Source organism: Sneathiella sp., assembly GCF_002694385.1.
Taxonomy (GTDB): Bacteria; Pseudomonadota; Alphaproteobacteria; order Sneathiellales; family Sneathiellaceae; genus Sneathiella.
The window spans coordinates 103,941-122,624 of the sequence record NZ_NZMB01000016.1; the positions used below are offsets into that span (position 1 = coordinate 103,941).

Consider the following 18,684-nt stretch of genomic DNA (forward strand, 5'->3'; position numbering starts at 1 on the left):
CCGCCGGGGTCAATGCGCCCGTTCGTCGGCATCGTGTCTCTTCGTCGTCAGGCGCAAGCGGCAGTGTTGCTGTTTGCCTTGCTCATCGTTCGTTATGCAAGAGGAATCAGCAATGATTGACATCTCTGGAAAAGAAAAAACACACCAAAAACTGAGAGGCTCTGTCTCTTATGGCTGCCTCGCTGCGGGAGCCTTTCTCCTCACGGCCGCGCCCGTTGAAACACGTGCGCAGGAAACTGTTGCGGAACTGGATGACACCATTGTCGTCTCCGCCAGCCGGACGCCAACCGCCGCCAAGGAAGTCGGCAGCGCCGTTACGGTGATTACGGCAGAAGAGCTGGAACAACGGCAGGTCCGGGTCATTTCCGACGTGCTGCGCGATGTACCGGGCGTGGCTGTCAATCGGAGCGGTCCGATCGGCCAACCGACACAGGTGCGTATTCGCGGCGCCGAAGGAAACCAGACGCTGGTGATCATTGACGGGATCGAAATGAATAACCCGGCCTCCACCTCCGAATATTATTTCAACAATCTCCTTAGTACCGGGATTGAACGGATCGAGGTTCTGCGCGGACCGCAAAGCTCGCTCTATGGCAGCGACGCCATTGGCGGCGTAATCAATATCATCACCAAGGAACAGGAGAAGGGGTTTACCGCTTCGGCGCGGACAGAAATAGGCTCTTTCAACACCAAAAGCGCGCTGGCCAGCATTGGTTACGGGGCTGATAAATTCGCCTTGAGCGGTACGATTGAACGTTTCCTGACCGATGGCGTTTCCGTGGCCGACGAGCGCAACGGCAACTGGGAAAAGGATAAATACGACAACACCACCGCCCGCATCAAAGCTAAATTCCGTCCCATCGACAATCTGGAGTTCAATGCTGTCGGGATGCTTGTTGACAGTGATGCTTACGCCGATTCCTCTGTCGTTGTCGTCGGCGCGGCCGATGGTGGCGACCGATCCAGCACAGAACAGAAATACGGCATGGTAAACGGCAAGCTGACGCTGCTGGACGGCGCCTGGGATCACATGCTGCGCGCCGCCTACACGAGCGATGATACGGATTTCAAGGATGGCGCGAGCACAACCACCTATATATCTGACGGCACCCGCATCAAATATGACTATCTGACCAACTTCAACTTCGAGACGCCCGGCTTTGCAGATGCCGGTCACACGCTCAGCTTCGGCGCGGAGCGCGAAGAAGAAGAAATGTATACCTACAGCGGCTTCTCCGGTCCCAATACGGTGAGCGTCGTCAACTATGGCTACTCCGGTGAATATCGCGTCAGCCTGTGGGACAGCCTGTTCCTTTCCGGATCGCTGCGCTATGATGACAACGACGAGCTGTTCGATGATCAGGTTACCTGGCGCGGCACCGCCGCCTATCTCTTCCATGAAAGCGGCACCCGTCTGCATGGCAGTTACGGCCGCGCCGTCAAAAACCCGACCCTGTTCGATCTTTATGGGTCCACGCCGGGTTTTACCGGTAATCCCAACCTCGAGCCGGAGGAAGGTTACGGCTGGGATGCCGGCGTCGAACAGGCCCTGTTTGATGACAAGCTGATCCTCGATGTGACCTATTTCAACAACCGCATCAAAAACCTGATTACGGGAAGCGGGAATAGCGCCGTCAATGTCGCAGGGACCAGCAAGATCGACGGCATTGAATTTACCGCTTCGACCGAACCGGTGAAGAACCTGCGTTTCGATGCCACCTATACCTATACGGATGGCAAGGATTCAGGCGGCGTGGAGCTCACCCGCCGCGCAAAACACATCGCCAGCCTTGTCGGCAATTACAGCTTTGATGTGTTTGAACGGCCCGCCAACATCAATCTCAGCGTCCAGTATAATGGCGAACAGAAAGACGTTGTCTATGACAGCTTCTTCCCGCTTGCAACCCGTACTGTTACCCTCGATGATTACACCTTGGTCAATCTCGGCGCCTCTTACGATTTTGCCGAAGGGGCGCAATTCTTCCTGCGCGGAGAAAATCTGCTGAACGAGAAATATCAGGAGGTTTACGGTTATGGCGCACCGGGCGCCGCGGTTTATGCGGGCTTTAAATTCAAGTTCGGCCCTTATTAAGATGTTGCTGCGCGGGATAATTTCCCGCGTCGGCGGGGCTTTGCTTCTCCTCATCGCGGTTTTCGCATACCCGGGGGAAGGGGAGGCAAAGCCCCAGCGTATCGTCTCATTGAATGTTTGCACAGATCAGCTTCTGATGCAGCTTGCCGAGCCGGAAAATATCCGCTCCCTAAGCTTTCTTGCGCGCGATCCGGACAATTCCGCCATGGCGGAGGACGCCAAGCGGTACCCTGTCAATTATGGCTCTGCCGAGGAAATCATCCGCCTTGATCCGGACCTTGTCCTTGCAGGGGAATTTACGACCCAGCCGACACTCTTTTTGCTGAGAAAGCTCGGCTATACTGTCATTGAACTGCCACTCGCCCATAATCTCGATGATATCCGCCGGAATATAAAACGGCTCGCCCGTGCCATCGGGGAGACAGAACAGGGCGCCCGACTGATCGAACGGTTTGATGCCGCGCTACCGCCCCGAGCCGAACAGCAGCCCCTTGCACAAGATGCGCCCGTTGCGGCGCTCTATTGGGCAAACGGCCTGACATCCGGCGATGACACCCTTGCCGGCGCCATCGTCCATGCCGCCGGGTTTCGCAATCTTGCCGGAGAACTGGAAATCCCGGGGAATGGGCAAATTCCTATCGAGCTGCTGATCCGCGCCGCGCCGGATCTTGTTATCACCGGAGCGGGGGGCGATAGTCCCTCTCTTGCCACCGAGAAAATACATCACCCGGCCCTGCAAAAAGCTTTCAGGGGCAAACTCCATAACGATATAAGCAGTACGGCGTGGGTCTGCGGTACACCGCTAGTGGCCAATGCCATCGCCAGTTTATATGAGTTTCGGCGCGTCAATTTTCAGCCGCGTGGCGCACAGGTGGAGAAGTAGTAGTGAATGACGCAAACAATAGCAGGTCCCGGAAACAGATGTTTCTCCTCTCGCTCCTCGGCGTTATTGTTCTGCTGGCTTTTATGGCATCGCTGCTGGTTGGCCGGTCGGTCACCGCGCTTCCCGACCTTCTCAGCCTACTTTTAGAAAGTGAACAGGGAACTGAACTTCTTATTTTTCAGGAAGTCCGATTGCCCCGCGCTATCCTTGGCCTGCTGATCGGGGCGACGCTCGGTCTTAGCGGCGCCGCAATGCAGGGGTTCTTACGCAACCCGCTGGCCGAACCTGGTATTATCGGGGTCTCGGCCTCCGCGTCCTTTGGCGCGGTGGTTGCTTTCTATTTTGGCTTTGCCAGCCTGTTCGCTTTCGCCCTGCCGCTTGGTGGGATGATCGGCGCCGCGCTCGGCGTACTGATTGTGCAACTGCTGGCCGGGCGGGGCGGCAGCCCGCTCAGCTTCATCCTGGCCGGTGTTGCGGTCACCAGCTTCGCCGCGGCGCTCACCTCGCTCGCTCTCAATATGGCGGAAAATCCCTTCGCCGCCATGGAGATCATGTTCTGGCTGATGGGCTCGCTCGCGGACCGCAGCTTCGATCATGTCTGGATTTCCGCTCCTTTCATGCTCGCCGGATGGGCAATTCTGCTCACCACCGGCCGGGCGTTGGATGCCCTGACGCTGGGGGAGGAGGCGGCGACGACCCTCGGATTTAATCTGCAATCCGTACAAACCAGACTCATCATCGGCACGGCCCTCGCCGTGGGCGCAGCAACATCGGTGGCGGGAGCTATCGGCTTTATCGGCCTGGTGGTGCCGCATATCCTTCGCCGCTTTGTCGGCAACCGGCCCGGCGCACTGCTGCCTGCAAGCGCCCTTGGCGGGGCCGCGCTGATGCTGATTGCCGATGTCGCCGTGCGCCTGCTGTCCCCGGACCGGGAGCTCAAGCTCGGTGTTCTGACGGCGCTTGTGGGCGCGCCTTTCTTTCTTTATCTCATTTTACGGGAACGGAAGCGGATATCATGAGCGAGCTATCGATCCACTCCCTTTCTGTCGCTTATGGACGGCGATCCGTGCTGGAAAATATCACGCTTGAGGTCGGCGGGGGGGAGATTGTCGGCCTCATCGGCGCCAATGGCTCTGGCAAAACGACCCTGCTGAAGGCCATCGCCGGGCTGCTCCCCGTCACAAGCGGGGACATCCTGATTCAGGGCCGCGCCGCCGCTATGATGGAGGTAAGGGAACGGGCAAAATATCTATCCTACCTGCCGCAGAGCGGAAGCGTCTTTTGGGATATCACGGTGGAAATGCTTGTTTCTCTCGGCCGACTGCCGCATCAGAAATGGCGGCAAGCACTCACCTCTGCAGACCAGGACGCCATTCACGCTGCCATGCGGGCCGCCGATGTGCTGGCATTTGCGACAAGGCCGATCAGTCAGCTTTCCGGCGGGGAGCGTTCCCGCGTGCTGCTGGCGCGGGCGCTGGCGTCGAACCCCGCGATCCTGCTCGCCGATGAGCCCACCAGCAGCCTTGACCCCGGTCACGCCATCGATGTGATGAAAAAGCTGCAGGGGCTCGCACACTCCGGGATGAGTCTGATCGTTGTCATGCATGATCTGACGCTGGCCGCCCGACACTGCGACCGGCTTGTCCTGCTGCATGAGAAGAAAATTGCGGCCGATGGCCCTCCCGCGGATGTCCTGACGGCGGAAAACCTCGCCGCCGGGTTCGGCGTCCGCGCCTTCCGGCAAATGACGGAGGAGGGGCCGGTCATCGTTCCGATAGACCGGGTTTGAACCACCTCCGCCTATAGCCATTCAATCTTGCAGGCAATTGGCCAGGTCCACTGCAAGCCTGTCCAGCAATGCAGGATAAAGACCCGCCCCCGGCGTAAGATCAGCTCCCAGCGGATCAAGAGTGCCAAGTTTCATATTTGTATTTTCCGCCACGGTACTGGACAGGCGGCTTGAAAATTGCGGCTCTCGGAAAATGCAGCGGGCGGCCGTTTCTGACGCTTTTTCACGCAGTTCTGAAAGGCGTTTCGCCGACCCCGCCTGCGCAGGATCCAGCGTGATCGATCCCACTGCCGTCAGGCCGTAATGAGCTTCGAAATACTGATAGGCGTCGTGAAAAACGATATAGGGCACGGCCTTCACCGATTTGAGGCGTGCCGCCGCCTTCGCATCGCTTGCCTCGATTTTTCCGATTAGCGCAACCGCGTTGGCCTTGTAGAGTGAGCGGTTTTCCGGATGCACATCAGAGAGAGCCTTGGTGATCGCCTTCACCATGGTAATAGCATTATCCGGGTCCAGCCAGATATGCGGATCATTGTGACCGTGGTCATGCGCATTATCATGGCTGTGGCCTTCATGGGAGTGACTGTCATGAGAATGCACTTCCCACGCCCCGCCCTCTCGTATCGGCAGCAGGACCATGCCGTCCTGTTCAGCCATGGCGACAGCCTGCGTGGAGGCGGGCAGGGCATCCAGCGCCCGAAGAAGAAAAACCTCAAGATTATCACTTATGTAAAAGATAATTTTCGCCTTTTGCAGTAATGTCATCTGGGACGGTTTCAACTGGAAATCATGCGGGGAGGCCGTGCCCTCCAGCAGTAATGCCGCGCTGCCGCTATCGCCCATAACCCCCTGAACCAGAGAATGCAGGGGCGCGATCGTCGTCACCACCTCAGACTGTTCCGCCGCATTGGCACGCGCGATGGATAGCGTTACGCAAATAATTATCATAATAAATAAAACTCTTTTCATTCAGATACCTGCCATCTTTAGTTAATTTATAATCAGAGAAGGAAGCCCCATTTGCATCAGCGAGTGCAACTGCTTTCACCTGATGCTGGATCGGGTCTTGACAGCTTCGTTTTTTTGATATTGTTATGTTATAACATTTCTTAACATAAAGGCAATGACAAATGAAATTCCTCTCCCTGATCCCCTCTCTTGCGCTGGTCGCCCTGCCTGCAGTCGCGCTAGCTGACGATCATCAGCAACACGGCCACTCCCATGATCATAATCATAGCCATGGCGACAGCGGCTTTTACGGCCATCTGCATGCGACCATCCTGATGGATCATGTCTATAAAGCCGCTGAGTCCGACGAAGAAATCAATGAGGCCTATACCCACTCACATCTTGAGATGGGCTATGTCTTCGGCAATGGTTTTTCCGTCAATTCAAACGTCATGCTGGAAGGAGAACCGGCCGGTCATGACCATGGTGGCGGCGGCGGTGGCCCCGATGGCAGCGATCGTTTCTTTGAAGATACGCCCCTTTATGTACGCAGCCTGACCGTCAATTATGATAGCGATCATTTCGGGGCCTATGCGGGTAAATTCGATCCCGTTATCAGCTTCGATGAACATACCATGCCAGGCATCTACGGGTATCAGGTTACTCATGAATATCTCGTCAGCGAGAAAATCGGCCTTGGCGGTTATGCGCGGCTCAACGCCGGAGATTTCGGCACCCATCGGCTGGATGTCAGCAGCTTTTTCGCCGACACAACCTTTCTCTCCAATTCTGTGCTGTATCAGCGCGGTGTCACCCATAAAAGCGATGGCGGTGTCTCCAACACGGAGGATTTCTCCTCCTTTGCTGTCTCCCTTGGCGGATCCGGATTTTATTCCCTGAAAAGTGATATCCCTGAAGGACTTTCCTATCGTCTCGGCTTTGCCCGTCTGGCAAAAGGGGAAGGGGATGAGGAAGCGGAAAGCCGCTATACAGTTTCAGGCCAGTACAGACATGTCTTTACATCCGACTGGAGCGGGCGTGTGCTAGGCGAGATGGTCCATATTGACCATTTGCATGGCGAAGCACCCCATGATCGCACTTACAGCACTCTTGGCATGGAGCTCAGTTACCGCGCCTGGGACTTCGGCACCACTTACACCCATATCCGTAATGACAATCCCACGGATCCGGATGAGGATATGAACGGCGAAATCTATCAGGCGTCGCTCAGCTATAATTTCGCAAACGGCTTCACCGTTGGCGCCGGATATAAGTATCAGGAAGAAGAGGGTGAAAAGAACCATCGCATCGGCGCGCTGATTGGCTATTCCATCAGTTTCTGATCACGCCAAATGGTTGACTGCAGGCAGGCCGCTTCGCGCGTTTTACAAGGGGCCTGCCGCTTGCTGTTGCCGAAGGCTTCCCGCTGATCTATCTAGGGGATATAAATGTCGGACATTCGGCACCGCCCCGTGATTAACAGGAAGCTTTTATGCGTTTATTGCTCGTAACTTGTTGTCTAATTCTGCTGTCGCCAATGAGCTTTGCCCGCGCTCATCCCCATGTCTGGGCCGATATCACTGTTGATATTCTGTTCGATGGGGCGGGCAATGTAACCGGCCTGCGCCAGACATGGCTTTTTGATGATTACTATACGGCTTTCGCGCTGGAAGGAATGGAAAGAGGGGCGGACGGCGCGCCCATCCAAGCTGCCCTTGATGAGATTATGACGGTCAATCTGGAGCATCTGAAGGAATATGGCTATTTTACCGAAGGACGTGACGGAGATGAAACACTCACCGTTACGGCAATTGAAGACAGGTCGAGCCGAATGGAAGGGAACCGACTGGAAATGACCTTCACCACCCGTTTCGACCGGCCGGTTCCCGCGCAAGGGGATCGTTTCTCCTATGGCATTTTTGATCCTACCTATTATGTGGACATGTTGCATGCGGAGGTGGAGGATCCTGTCCGCCTCACCGGCGCACCGGACGGCTGTAGCTATCGCCTGATCGCCCCGACACCGACCCCCGCCGCCATTGCCGAGGCCGCCATGCTGGATGCGACACAAACCGGGCCCACGGGCCTCGGTCGTGTATTCGCTGAGAATGTGAGGCTACTGTGTCCCGGCGAATAGGCTCATTTCTTTTTATCATCAGCCTTCTTCTCATCGCCGCACCGCAGGCAATGGCCGCTGGAACGGGACCAGAGCCCGGTCTCTGGTCCAGCATCACCGCCTGGATATTCACCCAGCAGCGCACCCTGCATGAACAGCTTGCCGGATCCCTCGGTCAGTTGCAGGAAAGCGGCAGTACGGGCGTCGCCGCGGTCTTGATCCTCACCAGTTTTCTTTATGGCGTCTTTCACGCCGCCGGACCGGGGCACGGCAAGGCCGTGCTGACCACCTATCTGCTGACCCATCGCGATCAGATCCGGCGCGGCGTCCTGATTGCCACCGCATCGGCACTTTGTCAGGGTCTGGTCGCCATTCTGCTGGTCTATGGGCTGATCTATCTTGGCGGATGGCTGCCGCGGGAGACCAGCGCCGCCGTCGGCTGGAGTGAGCGGATCAGCTTTCTGCTGGTGGCCCTGATCGGCGCGCTGCTGGTGCTGCGCACCCTCCGCAGTCTCTGGCGGCAAAACCGTATGAGACATATGCAGCGGCCGGAGAAAATACAGCCTCATAATCATGGTCATGTCCATACAGACGGGGAAGATTGCACCCATTGCGGACACCAGCATATGCCGAGCGGCGAACAAATCGCGCAGGTGAAAAGCCTCCGCGCGGCGGTGGGCGTCATCCTTGCCATTGGCCTGCGCCCCTGCACAGGCGCCATACTGGTATTGATTCTGGCGAAAGCCTTGTCTCTCCCGTTCGCCGGAGTCGCTGCCGTTATTGCCATGTCCGTCGGAACTGGCGCGGCCGTCGCTATCATCGCCTATCTTGCCATTGCGGCACGTCAGAAGGCCATCGCCTTTACCGAAGGGCGCAGTATTCTCTGGGGTCTTGCCGGTAATCTGGTCGCCATTGCGGGCGGCACCTTGCTTGTTGCCATCGGTATCTCGCTTCTCAATGCCTCCTTCGCCACCCGCCATCCCCTGGGGTTTTAGGTACCGTCAATTCTCGGCTTATTCTCATGCGACCATACATAACGCTTGCTTTTTCTATTTTAATGTAATTTTATATGTTACATGAAAACAGACACTCGTCTTTCCGACATTCTCCATATCCTCCTCCATATGGCGGAACGGGACAGCCCCGTCACATCGGAAACTCTTTCACAGATTATGCGGAGCAATCCCGTGGTGGTTCGCCGCATCATGGCGGGGCTGCGCAAGGCGGGGTATGTCCGCTCGAAAAAAGGGCATGGCGGCGGCTGGTCGCTGGCTACCGATCTTGCGCATATCACCCTTGCGGATATCTATATCGCCATCGGCAGCCCATCGCTTATCAAACTCGGCTTTCGTAATGTGGCGCCCGGCTGCCTTGTCGAACAGGCGGTCAATGGGGCGCTTGAAAGCAGCTTCCGTGAGGCGGAGGCTCTGCTTCTCCGCCGTTTTCACGAGATTACGCTGAAACAGCTCAGTGAAGATTTCCATCTCCGTTTTGAAGACGCCCGGAACATAGAAAAGGCGTAAAATGACAGAAAAAACCACTCCTGGTCCGCAGCAATTTCTGGATCATTTCGAAAATCCAGAAGCTGTTGCCAGCTATGCCGATGGGCCGCGGCGTTTTGTGCCCGGACTGGTGGCGCTGCATCGTATGACCTCAATCCTGCTTGCCGAAACGGTTGGGGAGGAGGCGCAGGTCCTCATTCTCGGGGCGGGCGGTGGTCTGGAGTTGAAGGCCCTTGCCGATGACCATCCCAACTGGCGTTTCACCGGCGTCGATCCGGCAGCGGCCATGCTCGATCAGGCCACGAAAACCGCCGCGCTGCATATGGACCGCATCACCCTTGTGAAGGGATATATCGATGATGCGCCCAATGGCCCGTTCGACGGCGCGACCTGCCTTCTGACCCTGCATTTTCTGGAACGTGAGGAGAGGGTTAGCACGCTCCGCGCCATTCGCAACAGGCTGCGCCCCGGCGCACCGTTCGTCGCTGCCCACAGCAGCTTTCCGCAAGGCAGAGGGGAGAGGGATAACTGGCTCAATCGTTATGCTGCCTATGCGATTGCCTCCGGCGTTGATGCACGTATGGCAATGAATGGCCGCAATGCTGTCGCCGCCAGCCTGAGCCTCTATGAGCCCGCGGAAGAAATAGAGATGCTGCATGAGGCTGGCTTCAAGAACACCTCTTCCTTTTTCTCCGCCTTCACCTGGCATGGCTGGATCGCTTATGCGTGAGATAACGGGGGGCCGCAGACCCTTTGTTGATTGTCGAGCAATCAGATGTGCTTCAAGAGATTTGTGGCGCGATATGCATCGTCAACGCCGTCAATCAGAAAAACAACGCTATTACTGTTTCGGGTACGCAGCGGAATGAGGGCGCTGTAGGCCTCGGACGCGTACCAATTGCGTGCCGCCTCCATGGATGGAAACTCGATCAAGACAAAATCGCCACGCCATTCTCCCTCAATCACATGCGGACGGGCGCCGTGAACACGAAACCTTCCACCATGTGGCTCCAATGTTGCGTCAATCTCCTCGATGTAACGAACGATTTCAGGCCCATGGATGAGATCCCTCAACCAGCCGATTGCATAAGCAGTCATATCAATTCTCCTGAATCACTGAAGTTGGCGAGGCTCAGTTAACCGGAGCTCATGAAGGGAAACAATTACCGCTAAGGTAATCCGCAGCGAATGCATGCGTCCAATGACGTTCATATCTAAGAAGGAAGGTACGGCATGCAGTTAAATGGCGGAGGGTCGGTCCGCCACAATTCTATATTTTTAAATGAATTTCCAATCGATTTTATTTCTACCCATATTTATACCCATCTTTTAAAGATGGAGAAGCGTCAATTTATGCCGCTTAGTATAGCATAAGTATACTTTACACTTGACCAAAATAGCGGAGCAAAAACCAAAATAGCAACAAATGCCAAAATTACGCCCAATGCGTTTTTTAATCGCCCTGGCGACCTGCGGATTGCATAAACAAATACTGCACAATATAAAAATATCGGAATAACCAATAAGGGAATGGCTATGTAAATTAAGGCAGCTACTCCTCCACCCGTTATCATATTCTCACCCACAAATAGCTACTTCTCGGCCCCTCAATTAGCGAGTATAACACAGCATAATTCTCTAGCATTACGCAATGTTATGTTATCATTGCAATCAAGTTCGTTTCTTAAGTACAGGTGTTACCAATTGACATTATCGACTTTGCGACCAGCAGAGAAAACTGCCGAAAAAATGATAAAGGTCGATCATGCTGGTGAAAATGGCGCAGTTAATATCTATCGCGCACAACGGTTTGTTGCTCGTTTCCGGTCCAAGTCAATCGTTAAGCAGCTTGAACAGAATATGGAGCATGAACTCAACCATCGGAAAATATTTGAAAACTACCTGGCGGAAAATGGCATAAGACGATGCAAAAGTTATTTCGTATGTGGAGCAGGGGGCTATGTTTTGGGTTTTGTTACCGGTCTATTCGGACCGACAGCCGTTGCAGCCACCACCTATGCTGTTGAAAATGTCGTTCTTGAGCATCTGGAAGAGCAGAGAGCATATTTATATAAAGATGATCTAGCTGCTCATGAGTGCGTAATACAGATAATTGAAGATGAAAAAGCGCATCACGATTCAGCGAAGAACCAACTTCAAGAAGATCAACTAATAGTAAACATCCTGATCAAGATAGTCAGGCTTTGCACAGAATGCGTTATTCGGTTCGGAATGAGGTAGTTTTAATTTAGAGGGTTTAAGCAATGAGTGATCAATATTAAATAACACCAAAGTGGCGGAGGGTCGGGGATTCGAACCCCGGAAGGGCTTGCACCCTTGCTGGTTTTCAAGACCAGTGCATTCAACCGCTCTGCCAACCCTCCGCAAAATGGGGACGCGATGCGCCGGGGTAATTATCTCCTGGCGGCTGTTCCCGAACGGTCCTGATCGTTTAAAGTTCCCGTGAAATACTGTCAATATCTTTCGAGACATCCGGGATATTCTCAATAGCCGCATCGGTGCGTCATTTACGCCCCTTCAAATTGCCGCGAGGGAAGGGGTTTTCCCGCCGAAAACATTGCCAATCCGCGCTGATTATGGCAAAAAGGGTTAATGAGTAAAGTGGAGTACCTATGGCAAAGAAATCTGCACGCGATCTGATCGTTCCTATACTGGCCTTGTTTTTTCTTGCCATGCCCGCGCCTCTTCAGGCCGCGAAGGAACCGTTCGACGCCTGGCTCGCCACCCTGAAGTCGGAAGCGCGTGAAAAAGGCATCAGCACTGAAACCATCGAGGCGGCCTTCGCCAATGTGGCGCTGGTTGAAAAGGTCGTTTCTCTTGATCGCAAACAGCCCGAAACTGTCCAGACATTCCAGGAATATATGGCGCAACGCCTGCCGCAATCCCTGATTGACACGGGCAAGTCGCTGCTCAATGAAAACCGCGCGCTGCTAAGCGAAATCGGCGAAAAATACGGCGTGCAGCCGCGCTTTATTGTCGCCCTCTGGGGCGTCGAGACGCGGTATGGCCGCTATACCGGCGGTTTCAGTGTCATCAATGCGTTGACAACACTTGCCTATGACAATCGGCGGGCCGATTATTTCCGGGGGGAACTGCTGCTGGCGCTGCAAATTCTCGATGAGGATCATATCGCCGTAGACGACATGAAGGGATCCTGGGCCGGCGCCATGGGGCAATCACAATTCATGCCCTCCAGCTTCATCAATTTCGCCGTCGATTATGACGGAGACGGCAAGCGGGACATCTGGTCAACGAAAGCGGATGTTTTTGCCTCCGCCGCCAACTATCTCTCCCGTTCAGGATGGCAGTATGACCAGACATGGGGCAGGGAGGTCGCGCTGCCGAAAAGCTTTGATGCGTCTCTGATCGATCTCAAGGTCGCGAAACCCATGGCCGAATGGGACGCTCTCGGCGTTCGTAAGGCGGGCGGCGCCTCACTCCCCGGACGTCAGCTTGTCGGTTCGCTGGTGCAGCCAAAAGGCGGCGATGGCCAGACATTTCTTGTGTATGACAATTACCGGACCATTCTGAAGTGGAACCGGTCCACCTATTTCGCCATGTCCGTCGGCTTTCTCGCCGACAGAATCGGAGACGACTGACATGGTGTCTGTTGTTGCGTAGCGTAAAGGGTTCGTTGAAGAATGTTTAAAAAACTCCCCAAATCCGGTGTCCTTGCCGTTGTGGCGACAGCGCTTCTGCTCGGCGGCTGCGCCGAGGTCAGCCTGCTCAGCCATGGCGCAAAGAGGCTGAACTCCTCCTACAATTCCCCGGCAACGACAACGGCGAGCACTGGAGATATAGATCGGGGCGAGGTGAAGCTCGGCAATCCTTATCAGGTCTACGGCATCTGGTATTATCCGAAAGCCGATCCGGGATATGATGAGACAGGCATTGCCTCCTGGTACGGCGAGCCGTTCCACGGCCGGAAAACGGCAAATGGCGCCACCTATAACATGCACCACATGACCGCGGCACACAAAACGCTACCTCTGCCAACCGATGTGCGGGTGACCAACCTGGAGAATGGCCGCTCCGTTATCGTGACGGTGAATGACCGTGGTCCCTTCGCCCATTCGCGCATCATCGACCTTTCCTACCGCGCGGCGCAGCTCCTCGATATGGTCAATCAGGGCACGGCGAAAGTCCGGGTGCAGGTGATCAATGGCGGCGGAAATGATTTTGGCGAAACGACCATCGCCGCAAAGCCGGTGACGCCGGAAAGCGAGAAGAATAATGTGGCGGCCGCTCCTCGCGCCGTTGTGCAGGCCGGAACTCTGGCGCCGCCGCCGAATGCAAAAGCGGCCGCCGCCCCGACAGTGGCCGCGCTGCCATCCCCTAGTGCCGCACCGGCGTCTACATCTGCCGACATGCAGGTTGCATCGGCGACAACTGGAACGACGTCGGATGCCGGTGAAAGGGTCACCATGCAGCCGGTTGGCGACAGCGAGATTTTTATCCAGGCCGGTGCCTTTATTGATTACAATAATGCCAATATACTAAGTGCGCGACTAGCCTCCCTTGGTCCGGCCAAGGTAAGCCAGGTGCTGATCAACGGACAGGATTTTTACAGGGTCCGGGTTGGCCCTGTCGCCAATATCAATGAGGCGGATGAAATGCTCGTCAATCTGCTCAACACCGGTCATAGGGACGCGCGGATAATTATTGAATAACCGGCCTTGATCGGGCCATAAATCGGCGATATGGAGCAGGGATCAAAAAACAGCGCTCCATGCTGACAAGACACCAGGATACGGAACTGAAGATGACAGAAAGCGTAAGCGCAATGACATGCAGGACCTCTCAACTTGCCCGGATTTTCACCCCGCTATTCCTCACCCTCCTGCTGCTTGCAACAGTCGCGAAGGCGGAGACGATCGAGACAGCCGCGCGGGAAGCTTTTATATTCGATATGAATACGGGGGCCGTTCTTCTGGAAAAAAACGCCGATGATTTGATGGCCCCCGCCTCCATGAGTAAGCTGATGACTATCTACATGGTCTTCGAGCGGCTGAAAGAAGGCTCCCTCAAATTGGAGGATACCCTGCCCGTGAGCGAAAAAGCCTGGAAGAAGGGCGGCTCTAAAATGTTTGTCGAGGTGGACACGCGTGTCAGCGTCAGCGATTTGTTGCGCGGAATTATCGTGCAGTCCGGCAATGATGCCTGCATCGTCGTGGCGGAAGGGCTCGGCGGCTCAGAGGAAGCATTTGCCGAAGCGATGACGTCCCGTGCGCGTGAACTCGGCATGGCGAAAAGTACCTTTCACAATGCCACCGGCTGGCCTGATCCGGACCATCGCATGACAGCCCGCGAACTGGGAATACTGGCGAAACATCTGATACAGGATTTTTCCAAGTATTACACCATCTTTGCCGAAAAGGAATTCACCTTCAGCGATATCAAGCAGGGCAACCGCAACCCGCTCCTCTATAAGGATAACGGGACGGACGGCCTTAAAACCGGTCATACGGAGGAATCAGGCTATGGTCTTGTCGCCTCTGCCGAGCGGGACGGTCGCCGCATCATTCTGGTCCTCCACGGGCTTGACAACGCCAGCGAACGCAGCCGGGAATCCGAACGGCTGATGGAATGGGCATTTCGCGAGTATAATAACTACGCCCTCTTCAAGGCGGGCGATGTCGTGGATAACGCGCGCGTCTGGCTCGGCGACAAGGACACAGTTCCTCTCACAGTGGAGGAGGAGCTGACGGTCACAATGAACCGTCAGGCACGTAAATCCATGACCGCGAAGGTCGTTTATAACGAACCGGTTCCGGCCCCCATCATCAAGGGTACGCCGGTGGCCCAGCTGGTTATTTCCGCGCCGGAGATGGAAACGGTCACCGTTCCTCTGGTTGCGACTGAGGATATTGCCCAGCCGGGACTTTTCAAGCGGCTGACATCGGCAATCGACTACCTCGTATTCGGCCCCTCCGTAAATTAGGAAAGGCGGCAAGACCCTATGAAACGGCGGTCAGGGACGGGATGTTTCATCACCTTTGAAGGCGGCGACGGCAGTGGGAAATCGACCCAGAGCCGCTTACTCGCCGAATATCTGGATACCGTCAGGATTGAGTGCCTGCTGACCCGCGAACCGGGCGGAGCCCCTGGTGCGGAGGATATTCGCACCCTGCTGGTAACCGGGGAGGTCGATCGCTGGGACGCCATTGGCGAAACACTTCTCTTCAACGCCGCGCGGCGCAATCATCTGCGCCTGACCATCTGGCCGGCGCTGGACGCTGGAAAATGGGTTATCTCTGATCGTTTTGCCGATTCCACCATGGCCTATCAGGGCTATGGTAACGGCCTTGGCGTGGAGGCCGTGCAGCGTATCCATGATTTCACTTTCGGGCATTTTGCCCCCGACCTCACCTTTATTTTCGATCTCCCGGCGGAGGAGGGGCTCAACCGCACCCGCGGACGGCACGACGGTGAAGACCGGTTCGAGAAAATGGACCTGTCTTTCCATGACCGGCTGCGCGACGGGTTTCTTGAAATCGCTGCGAAAAACCCGGCGCGCTGTGTCGTCATCGACGCCCTGAAACCGGTGGAGGATATCCAGAAGGAAATCCGTGAAATCGTAAATGGCCGGCTGCTGTCGTGAGTGAGTTGCCGCAATCGGATCGGCTCGCCGGTTATCCACATCCGCAGGATACGGACCGGCTGATCGGTCATGAAAGAGCCGAAAAACTCTTTCTTGATAATTTTGCCAGCGGCCGCTTCCACCATGCCTGGCTGATTACCGGCGCCAAGGGCGTCGGCAAGGCGAGCTTCGCCTACCGCGCCGCCAAATTCCTCCTGAGCAGCGCCGCTGAAGGGGGAGGGGGACTATTCGGCGGCCCGCCGGAAAGTCTGGAGATCCCTGCAGATGATCCGGCATTGTCCCTCATCCGGGCCGGAGCGCATCCCGGTCTTGCCGTTTTACGCCGCCAGTATGACGCCAAGGGAAAGAAATTCTTCTCCGTCATCCGCGTGGACGAGGTACGGGCGCTCAGCCCGTTATTCCAGCTTACAGCGACCGAGGGGAGCTGGCGCATCGTCATTGTCGATCCGGTCGATGAGATGAATGCCAATGCCGCGAACGCGATCCTGAAAATCCTGGAAGAGCCGCCAAAGAAAACCCTGTTCCTGCTGCTCTCTCACACCCCGGCACGATTACTGCCAACCATCCGCTCGCGCTGTCGCCAGCTTGCGTTGCGGCCGCTGGCGGATACGGAGATGCGCCAGGTTCTGGAAAACCATACAGAAAACCTGTCCCCGGAACAGATCGACATGCTGCTCACCCTCGCGGAAGGGAGTCCCGGCAAGGCGTTCAGCCTGCTGGAAGCCAAGGGGCTTGATATCTTCGCCGCCCTCCTCGATATCTTCAGGGACTATCCGAAGCTGGATGCGGAGCGGCTGCATACCCTTGCCGACAGCGGCGGGGGGAGGGATGCAGAGACTGTCTATCGCAGTATCTGCGAGCTATATCCCTGGTGGTTAACCCGCCTTGTTCGTGCCGCAAGCGCAAATTTCGAAGGGTTATCATTTGTCGCGGGGGAAGAGGAAATCATGCGGCGGATGATGACCCGGCATGCTGCTTCCGACTGGTCGGCGCTCTGGGAAAAGGGCAATGACTTGATAAAAAAAGCGGATTCCATCAATCTGGACCGTAAACAGGTTGTCCTCAACCTGTTTTTGAATGTAGAACGCATGGGTACATAACCCGAAAACAAACGATTTGTGATGTTAGTTGATAGCCATTGCCACCTGAATTTCGAGCAGCTTTCGAGTGAACTCGACGATGTCGTCGCGCGGGCACGGGCCGCCGGGGTCGGCCATATGCTGACCATCGGCACGAAACTCCGTGAATTTGCCGCCGTGCGTGCCATCGCTGAGGGTTATGATAATATTCACTGTTCTGTCGGCGTCCACCCCCATGAGGCGGAAAGCGAAAATGATGAGGTTTCTACGGCGAAGCTGATTGAGCTTGCCGCCCATCCCAAGGTCGTCGGCATCGGCGAGACGGGGCTTGATTACTTCTATGAACATGCGCCGCGGGAATTGCAGACAAAATCCTTTCGCCAGCACATCGCCGCAGCGCGAGAAACCGGTCTGCCGCTCATCGTTCATACGCGCGATGCGGATCAGGATACCATCGATATTCTGCAGGACGAATACGGGAAGGGGCCTTTCACCGGGGTTATTCATTGCTTTAGCTCTGGATGGAAAGTTGCTGAAAAATCAATGGAAATTGGTTTTTATATCTCCATATCCGGAATTGTAACCTTCAAGGCTGCGGAAGAATTGCGCGAACATGTGCGAAAAATTCCGCTGGACAGATTACTGGTGGAAACGGATTCTCCCTATCTCGCGCCGGTACCGAAGCGCGGCAAGACAAACGAACCGGCCTTCGTTGCCCATACGGCCGCGCAGGTGGCCGCACTTAAAGGCGTTGATACTGACCGGCTCGCAAGCATCACAACAGACAATTTTTTCAAACTTTTCAATAAGATAGAACGGAAACTTTAATGGAGGTAACAATCCTCGGATGCGGCACCTCTGGCGGGGTTCCGCGCATTGGTAATGAATGGGGCGCCTGTGACCCGCAAGAGCAAAAAAACCGCCGTCGCCGCTGTTCCATCCTTGTGAAAAACAAACAAACACAGGTGCTGATTGACACCTCGCCAGATATCCGCGAACAGCTGTTGGATGCTGATATCGATCGGCTCGACGGCGTTGTCTGGACCCATGAACATGCCGACCAGTGCCACGGGATAGACGAGTTGCGCGTCCTGGCCATCCGCAACCGGGAGCGGGTTAATGTGTGGGGCGATCAGAAAACACTGGATATCCTGACGCGGCGATTTGACTATTGTTTTCGGCAACTTGATGGCAATCCGTATCCCGCCATCCTGAAAGAGCATTATATCAATGGACCGTTCAGCATCGGCGACATTGATTTCATTCCGTTTGAACAGGATCACGGCTCTATCACCAGCCTTGGCTTTCGCATGGGACCAATCGGCTATTCCAATGATCTCGTCAATCTCGATGATCGGGGCTTCGAGATACTGGCAGGAATTGACACCTGGATTGTCGATGCCATGCGCTACACGCCACATCCAACGCATGTCAATCTGGAGACCGCGCTTAAATGGATTGAACGGTTGAAACCACGCCGGGCGGTTCTGACCAATATGCATGTGGATCTGGATTACCGTACTTTGCAACGTGAGTTGCCAGTGGGTGTCGAGCCGGCCTATGACGGCATGGTCATAACAGCGTGACACTTTTCAGCCTTCAGCCGCCATCCTGATCAACATACCACAAGGGCGAGACAGACCCTGCATTGCG

At 55.5% G+C, this 18,684-nt stretch carries 19 protein-coding genes and 1 tRNA gene; 17 read left to right on the forward strand and 3 right to left on the reverse strand.

Annotated features, from left to right (window positions below; genetic code table 11):
- Positions 1–112: 112 nt before the first annotated feature.
- The 4 genes from CMN55_RS10745 (at position 113) to CMN55_RS10760 (ending at position 4,764) form a co-directional block, all read left to right on the forward strand.
- Positions 113–2,092, forward strand: a complete 1,980-nt coding sequence (locus CMN55_RS10745; RefSeq protein WP_293949805.1) for a TonB-dependent receptor plug domain-containing protein — start codon at positions 113–115, stop codon at positions 2,090–2,092.
- Between the two features lie 109 nt (positions 2,093–2,201).
- On the forward strand, positions 2,202–2,975 hold the full coding sequence (locus tag CMN55_RS10750; RefSeq protein WP_293949806.1) for an ABC transporter substrate-binding protein: 774 nt from the start codon (positions 2,202–2,204) through the stop codon (positions 2,973–2,975).
- Between the two features lie 38 nt (positions 2,976–3,013).
- The gene (locus CMN55_RS10755) at positions 3,014–3,994 is read left to right on the forward strand and encodes a FecCD family ABC transporter permease (RefSeq protein WP_293949807.1); all 981 of its coding nucleotides are present in this window, start codon (positions 3,014–3,016) and stop codon (positions 3,992–3,994) included.
- Positions 3,991–4,764, forward strand: a complete 774-nt coding sequence (locus CMN55_RS10760; protein WP_293949808.1) for an ABC transporter ATP-binding protein — start codon at positions 3,991–3,993, stop codon at positions 4,762–4,764. The genes CMN55_RS10755 and CMN55_RS10760 overlap by 4 nt, the downstream gene beginning before the upstream one ends.
- A gap of 21 nt (positions 4,765–4,785) precedes the next feature.
- Here CMN55_RS10760 and CMN55_RS10765 read toward each other — a convergent pair whose 3' ends face one another.
- Positions 4,786–5,712 (reverse strand): zinc ABC transporter substrate-binding protein, encoded by a 927-nt coding sequence (locus CMN55_RS10765; RefSeq protein WP_293949809.1) that lies wholly within the window; start codon positions 5,710–5,712, stop codon positions 4,786–4,788.
- 182 nt (positions 5,713–5,894) lie between these two features.
- Between CMN55_RS10765 and CMN55_RS10770 the strand changes: the two genes are divergently transcribed.
- The 5 genes from CMN55_RS10770 to CMN55_RS10790 all read left to right on the forward strand — a co-directional run bounded on the left by CMN55_RS10770 (position 5,895) and on the right by CMN55_RS10790 (position 10,060).
- Positions 5,895–7,055, forward strand: coding sequence for a hypothetical protein (locus CMN55_RS10770; protein WP_293949810.1), 1,161 nt, complete (start codon positions 5,895–5,897; stop codon positions 7,053–7,055).
- Positions 7,056–7,249: 194 nt separating this feature from the next.
- Positions 7,250–7,849 carry a DUF1007 family protein gene (locus CMN55_RS10775; RefSeq protein WP_293949811.1) on the forward strand — a complete coding sequence of 200 codons (600 nt, stop codon included), beginning with the start codon at positions 7,250–7,252 and terminating at the stop codon, positions 7,847–7,849.
- Positions 7,834–8,823 (forward strand): nickel/cobalt transporter, encoded by a 990-nt coding sequence (locus CMN55_RS10780; RefSeq protein ID WP_293949812.1) that lies wholly within the window; start codon positions 7,834–7,836, stop codon positions 8,821–8,823. Before CMN55_RS10775 ends, CMN55_RS10780 begins: the two co-directional genes overlap by 16 nt.
- 81 nt (positions 8,824–8,904) lie before the next feature.
- Entirely contained in the window at positions 8,905–9,351 is a 447-nt protein-coding gene (locus tag CMN55_RS10785) for an Rrf2 family transcriptional regulator (protein ID WP_293949813.1), read from the forward strand.
- A 1-nt stretch (position 9,352) separates the two neighbouring features.
- Positions 9,353–10,060 (forward strand): class I SAM-dependent methyltransferase, encoded by a 708-nt coding sequence (locus CMN55_RS10790; RefSeq protein WP_293949814.1) that lies wholly within the window; start codon positions 9,353–9,355, stop codon positions 10,058–10,060.
- Positions 10,061–10,101: 41 nt separating this feature from the next.
- On the opposite strand, the gene CMN55_RS10795 is transcribed toward CMN55_RS10790, so the two are convergent.
- The gene (locus CMN55_RS10795; protein ID WP_293949815.1) at positions 10,102–10,428 is read right to left on the reverse strand and encodes a DUF1330 domain-containing protein; all 327 of its coding nucleotides are present in this window, start codon (positions 10,426–10,428) and stop codon (positions 10,102–10,104) included.
- A gap of 606 nt (positions 10,429–11,034) precedes the next feature.
- Here CMN55_RS10795 and CMN55_RS10800 point away from each other — a divergent pair.
- Positions 11,035–11,571, forward strand: coding sequence for a demethoxyubiquinone hydroxylase family protein (locus CMN55_RS10800; RefSeq protein ID WP_293949816.1), 537 nt, complete (start codon positions 11,035–11,037; stop codon positions 11,569–11,571).
- Positions 11,572–11,624: 53 nt separating this feature from the next.
- Here CMN55_RS10800 and CMN55_RS10805 read toward each other — a convergent pair.
- Positions 11,625–11,714, reverse strand: a tRNA-Ser gene (locus CMN55_RS10805).
- 249 nt (positions 11,715–11,963) lie between these two features.
- Here CMN55_RS10805 and CMN55_RS10810 point away from each other — a divergent pair.
- The 7 genes from CMN55_RS10810 to CMN55_RS10840 all read left to right on the forward strand — a co-directional run bounded on the left by CMN55_RS10810 (position 11,964) and on the right by CMN55_RS10840 (position 18,617).
- Positions 11,964–12,950 carry a lytic murein transglycosylase gene (locus CMN55_RS10810; protein ID WP_293949817.1) on the forward strand — a complete coding sequence of 329 codons (987 nt, stop codon included), beginning with the start codon at positions 11,964–11,966 and terminating at the stop codon, positions 12,948–12,950.
- 42 nt (positions 12,951–12,992) lie between these two features.
- Positions 12,993–14,021 (forward strand): septal ring lytic transglycosylase RlpA family protein, encoded by a 1,029-nt coding sequence (locus CMN55_RS10815; RefSeq protein WP_293949818.1) that lies wholly within the window; start codon positions 12,993–12,995, stop codon positions 14,019–14,021.
- Between the two features lie 92 nt (positions 14,022–14,113).
- On the forward strand, positions 14,114–15,292 hold the full coding sequence (locus CMN55_RS10820; RefSeq protein WP_293949819.1) for a D-alanyl-D-alanine carboxypeptidase family protein: 1,179 nt from the start codon (positions 14,114–14,116) through the stop codon (positions 15,290–15,292).
- 18 nt (positions 15,293–15,310) lie between these two features.
- Complete coding sequence (gene tmk / locus CMN55_RS10825) at positions 15,311–15,952, forward strand: dTMP kinase (protein WP_293949820.1); 642 nt, start codon at positions 15,311–15,313, stop codon at positions 15,950–15,952.
- On the forward strand, positions 15,949–17,052 hold the full coding sequence (locus CMN55_RS10830) for a DNA polymerase III subunit delta' (protein WP_293949821.1): 1,104 nt from the start codon (positions 15,949–15,951) through the stop codon (positions 17,050–17,052). Before tmk ends, CMN55_RS10830 begins: the two co-directional genes overlap by 4 nt.
- Positions 17,053–17,073: 21 nt before the next feature.
- Positions 17,074–17,859 (forward strand): TatD family hydrolase, encoded by a 786-nt coding sequence (locus CMN55_RS10835; RefSeq protein ID WP_293949935.1) that lies wholly within the window; start codon positions 17,074–17,076, stop codon positions 17,857–17,859.
- Positions 17,859–18,617 (forward strand): MBL fold metallo-hydrolase, encoded by a 759-nt coding sequence (locus CMN55_RS10840; protein WP_293949822.1) that lies wholly within the window; start codon positions 17,859–17,861, stop codon positions 18,615–18,617. Before CMN55_RS10835 ends, CMN55_RS10840 begins: the two co-directional genes overlap by 1 nt.
- Positions 18,618–18,684: the final 67 nt, after the last annotated feature.

Bases quoted from the DNA above. Each gene is read 5' to 3' on its own strand.
- CMN55_RS10785 (WP_293949813.1), top strand. From the start codon at position 8,905: ATGAAAACAGACACTCGTCTTTCCGACATTCTCCATATCCTCCTCCAT.
- CMN55_RS10820 (WP_293949819.1), top strand. From the start codon at position 14,114: ATGACAGAAAGCGTAAGCGCAATGACATGCAGGACCTCTCAACTTGCC.
- CMN55_RS10840 (WP_293949822.1), top strand. From the start codon at position 17,859: ATGGAGGTAACAATCCTCGGATGCGGCACCTCTGGCGGGGTTCCGCGC.
- CMN55_RS10755 (WP_293949807.1), top strand. From the start codon at position 3,014: ATGTTTCTCCTCTCGCTCCTCGGCGTTATTGTTCTGCTGGCTTTTATG.
- CMN55_RS10770 (WP_293949810.1), top strand. From the start codon at position 5,895: ATGAAATTCCTCTCCCTGATCCCCTCTCTTGCGCTGGTCGCCCTGCCT.
- CMN55_RS10775 (WP_293949811.1), top strand. From the start codon at position 7,250: ATGAGCTTTGCCCGCGCTCATCCCCATGTCTGGGCCGATATCACTGTT.
- CMN55_RS10745 (WP_293949805.1), top strand. From the start codon at position 113: ATGATTGACATCTCTGGAAAAGAAAAAACACACCAAAAACTGAGAGGC.
- CMN55_RS10765 (WP_293949809.1), bottom strand. From the start codon at position 5,712: ATGATAATTATTTGCGTAACGCTATCCATCGCGCGTGCCAATGCGGCG.
- CMN55_RS10815 (WP_293949818.1), top strand. From the start codon at position 12,993: ATGTTTAAAAAACTCCCCAAATCCGGTGTCCTTGCCGTTGTGGCGACA.
- CMN55_RS10795 (WP_293949815.1), bottom strand. From the start codon at position 10,428: ATGACTGCTTATGCAATCGGCTGGTTGAGGGATCTCATCCATGGGCCT.
- CMN55_RS10760 (WP_293949808.1), top strand. From the start codon at position 3,991: ATGAGCGAGCTATCGATCCACTCCCTTTCTGTCGCTTATGGACGGCGA.
- CMN55_RS10790 (WP_293949814.1), top strand. From the start codon at position 9,353: ATGACAGAAAAAACCACTCCTGGTCCGCAGCAATTTCTGGATCATTTC.
- CMN55_RS10835 (WP_293949935.1), top strand. From the start codon at position 17,074: ATGTTAGTTGATAGCCATTGCCACCTGAATTTCGAGCAGCTTTCGAGT.
- CMN55_RS10810 (WP_293949817.1), top strand. From the start codon at position 11,964: ATGGCAAAGAAATCTGCACGCGATCTGATCGTTCCTATACTGGCCTTG.
- tmk (WP_293949820.1), top strand. From the start codon at position 15,311: ATGAAACGGCGGTCAGGGACGGGATGTTTCATCACCTTTGAAGGCGGC.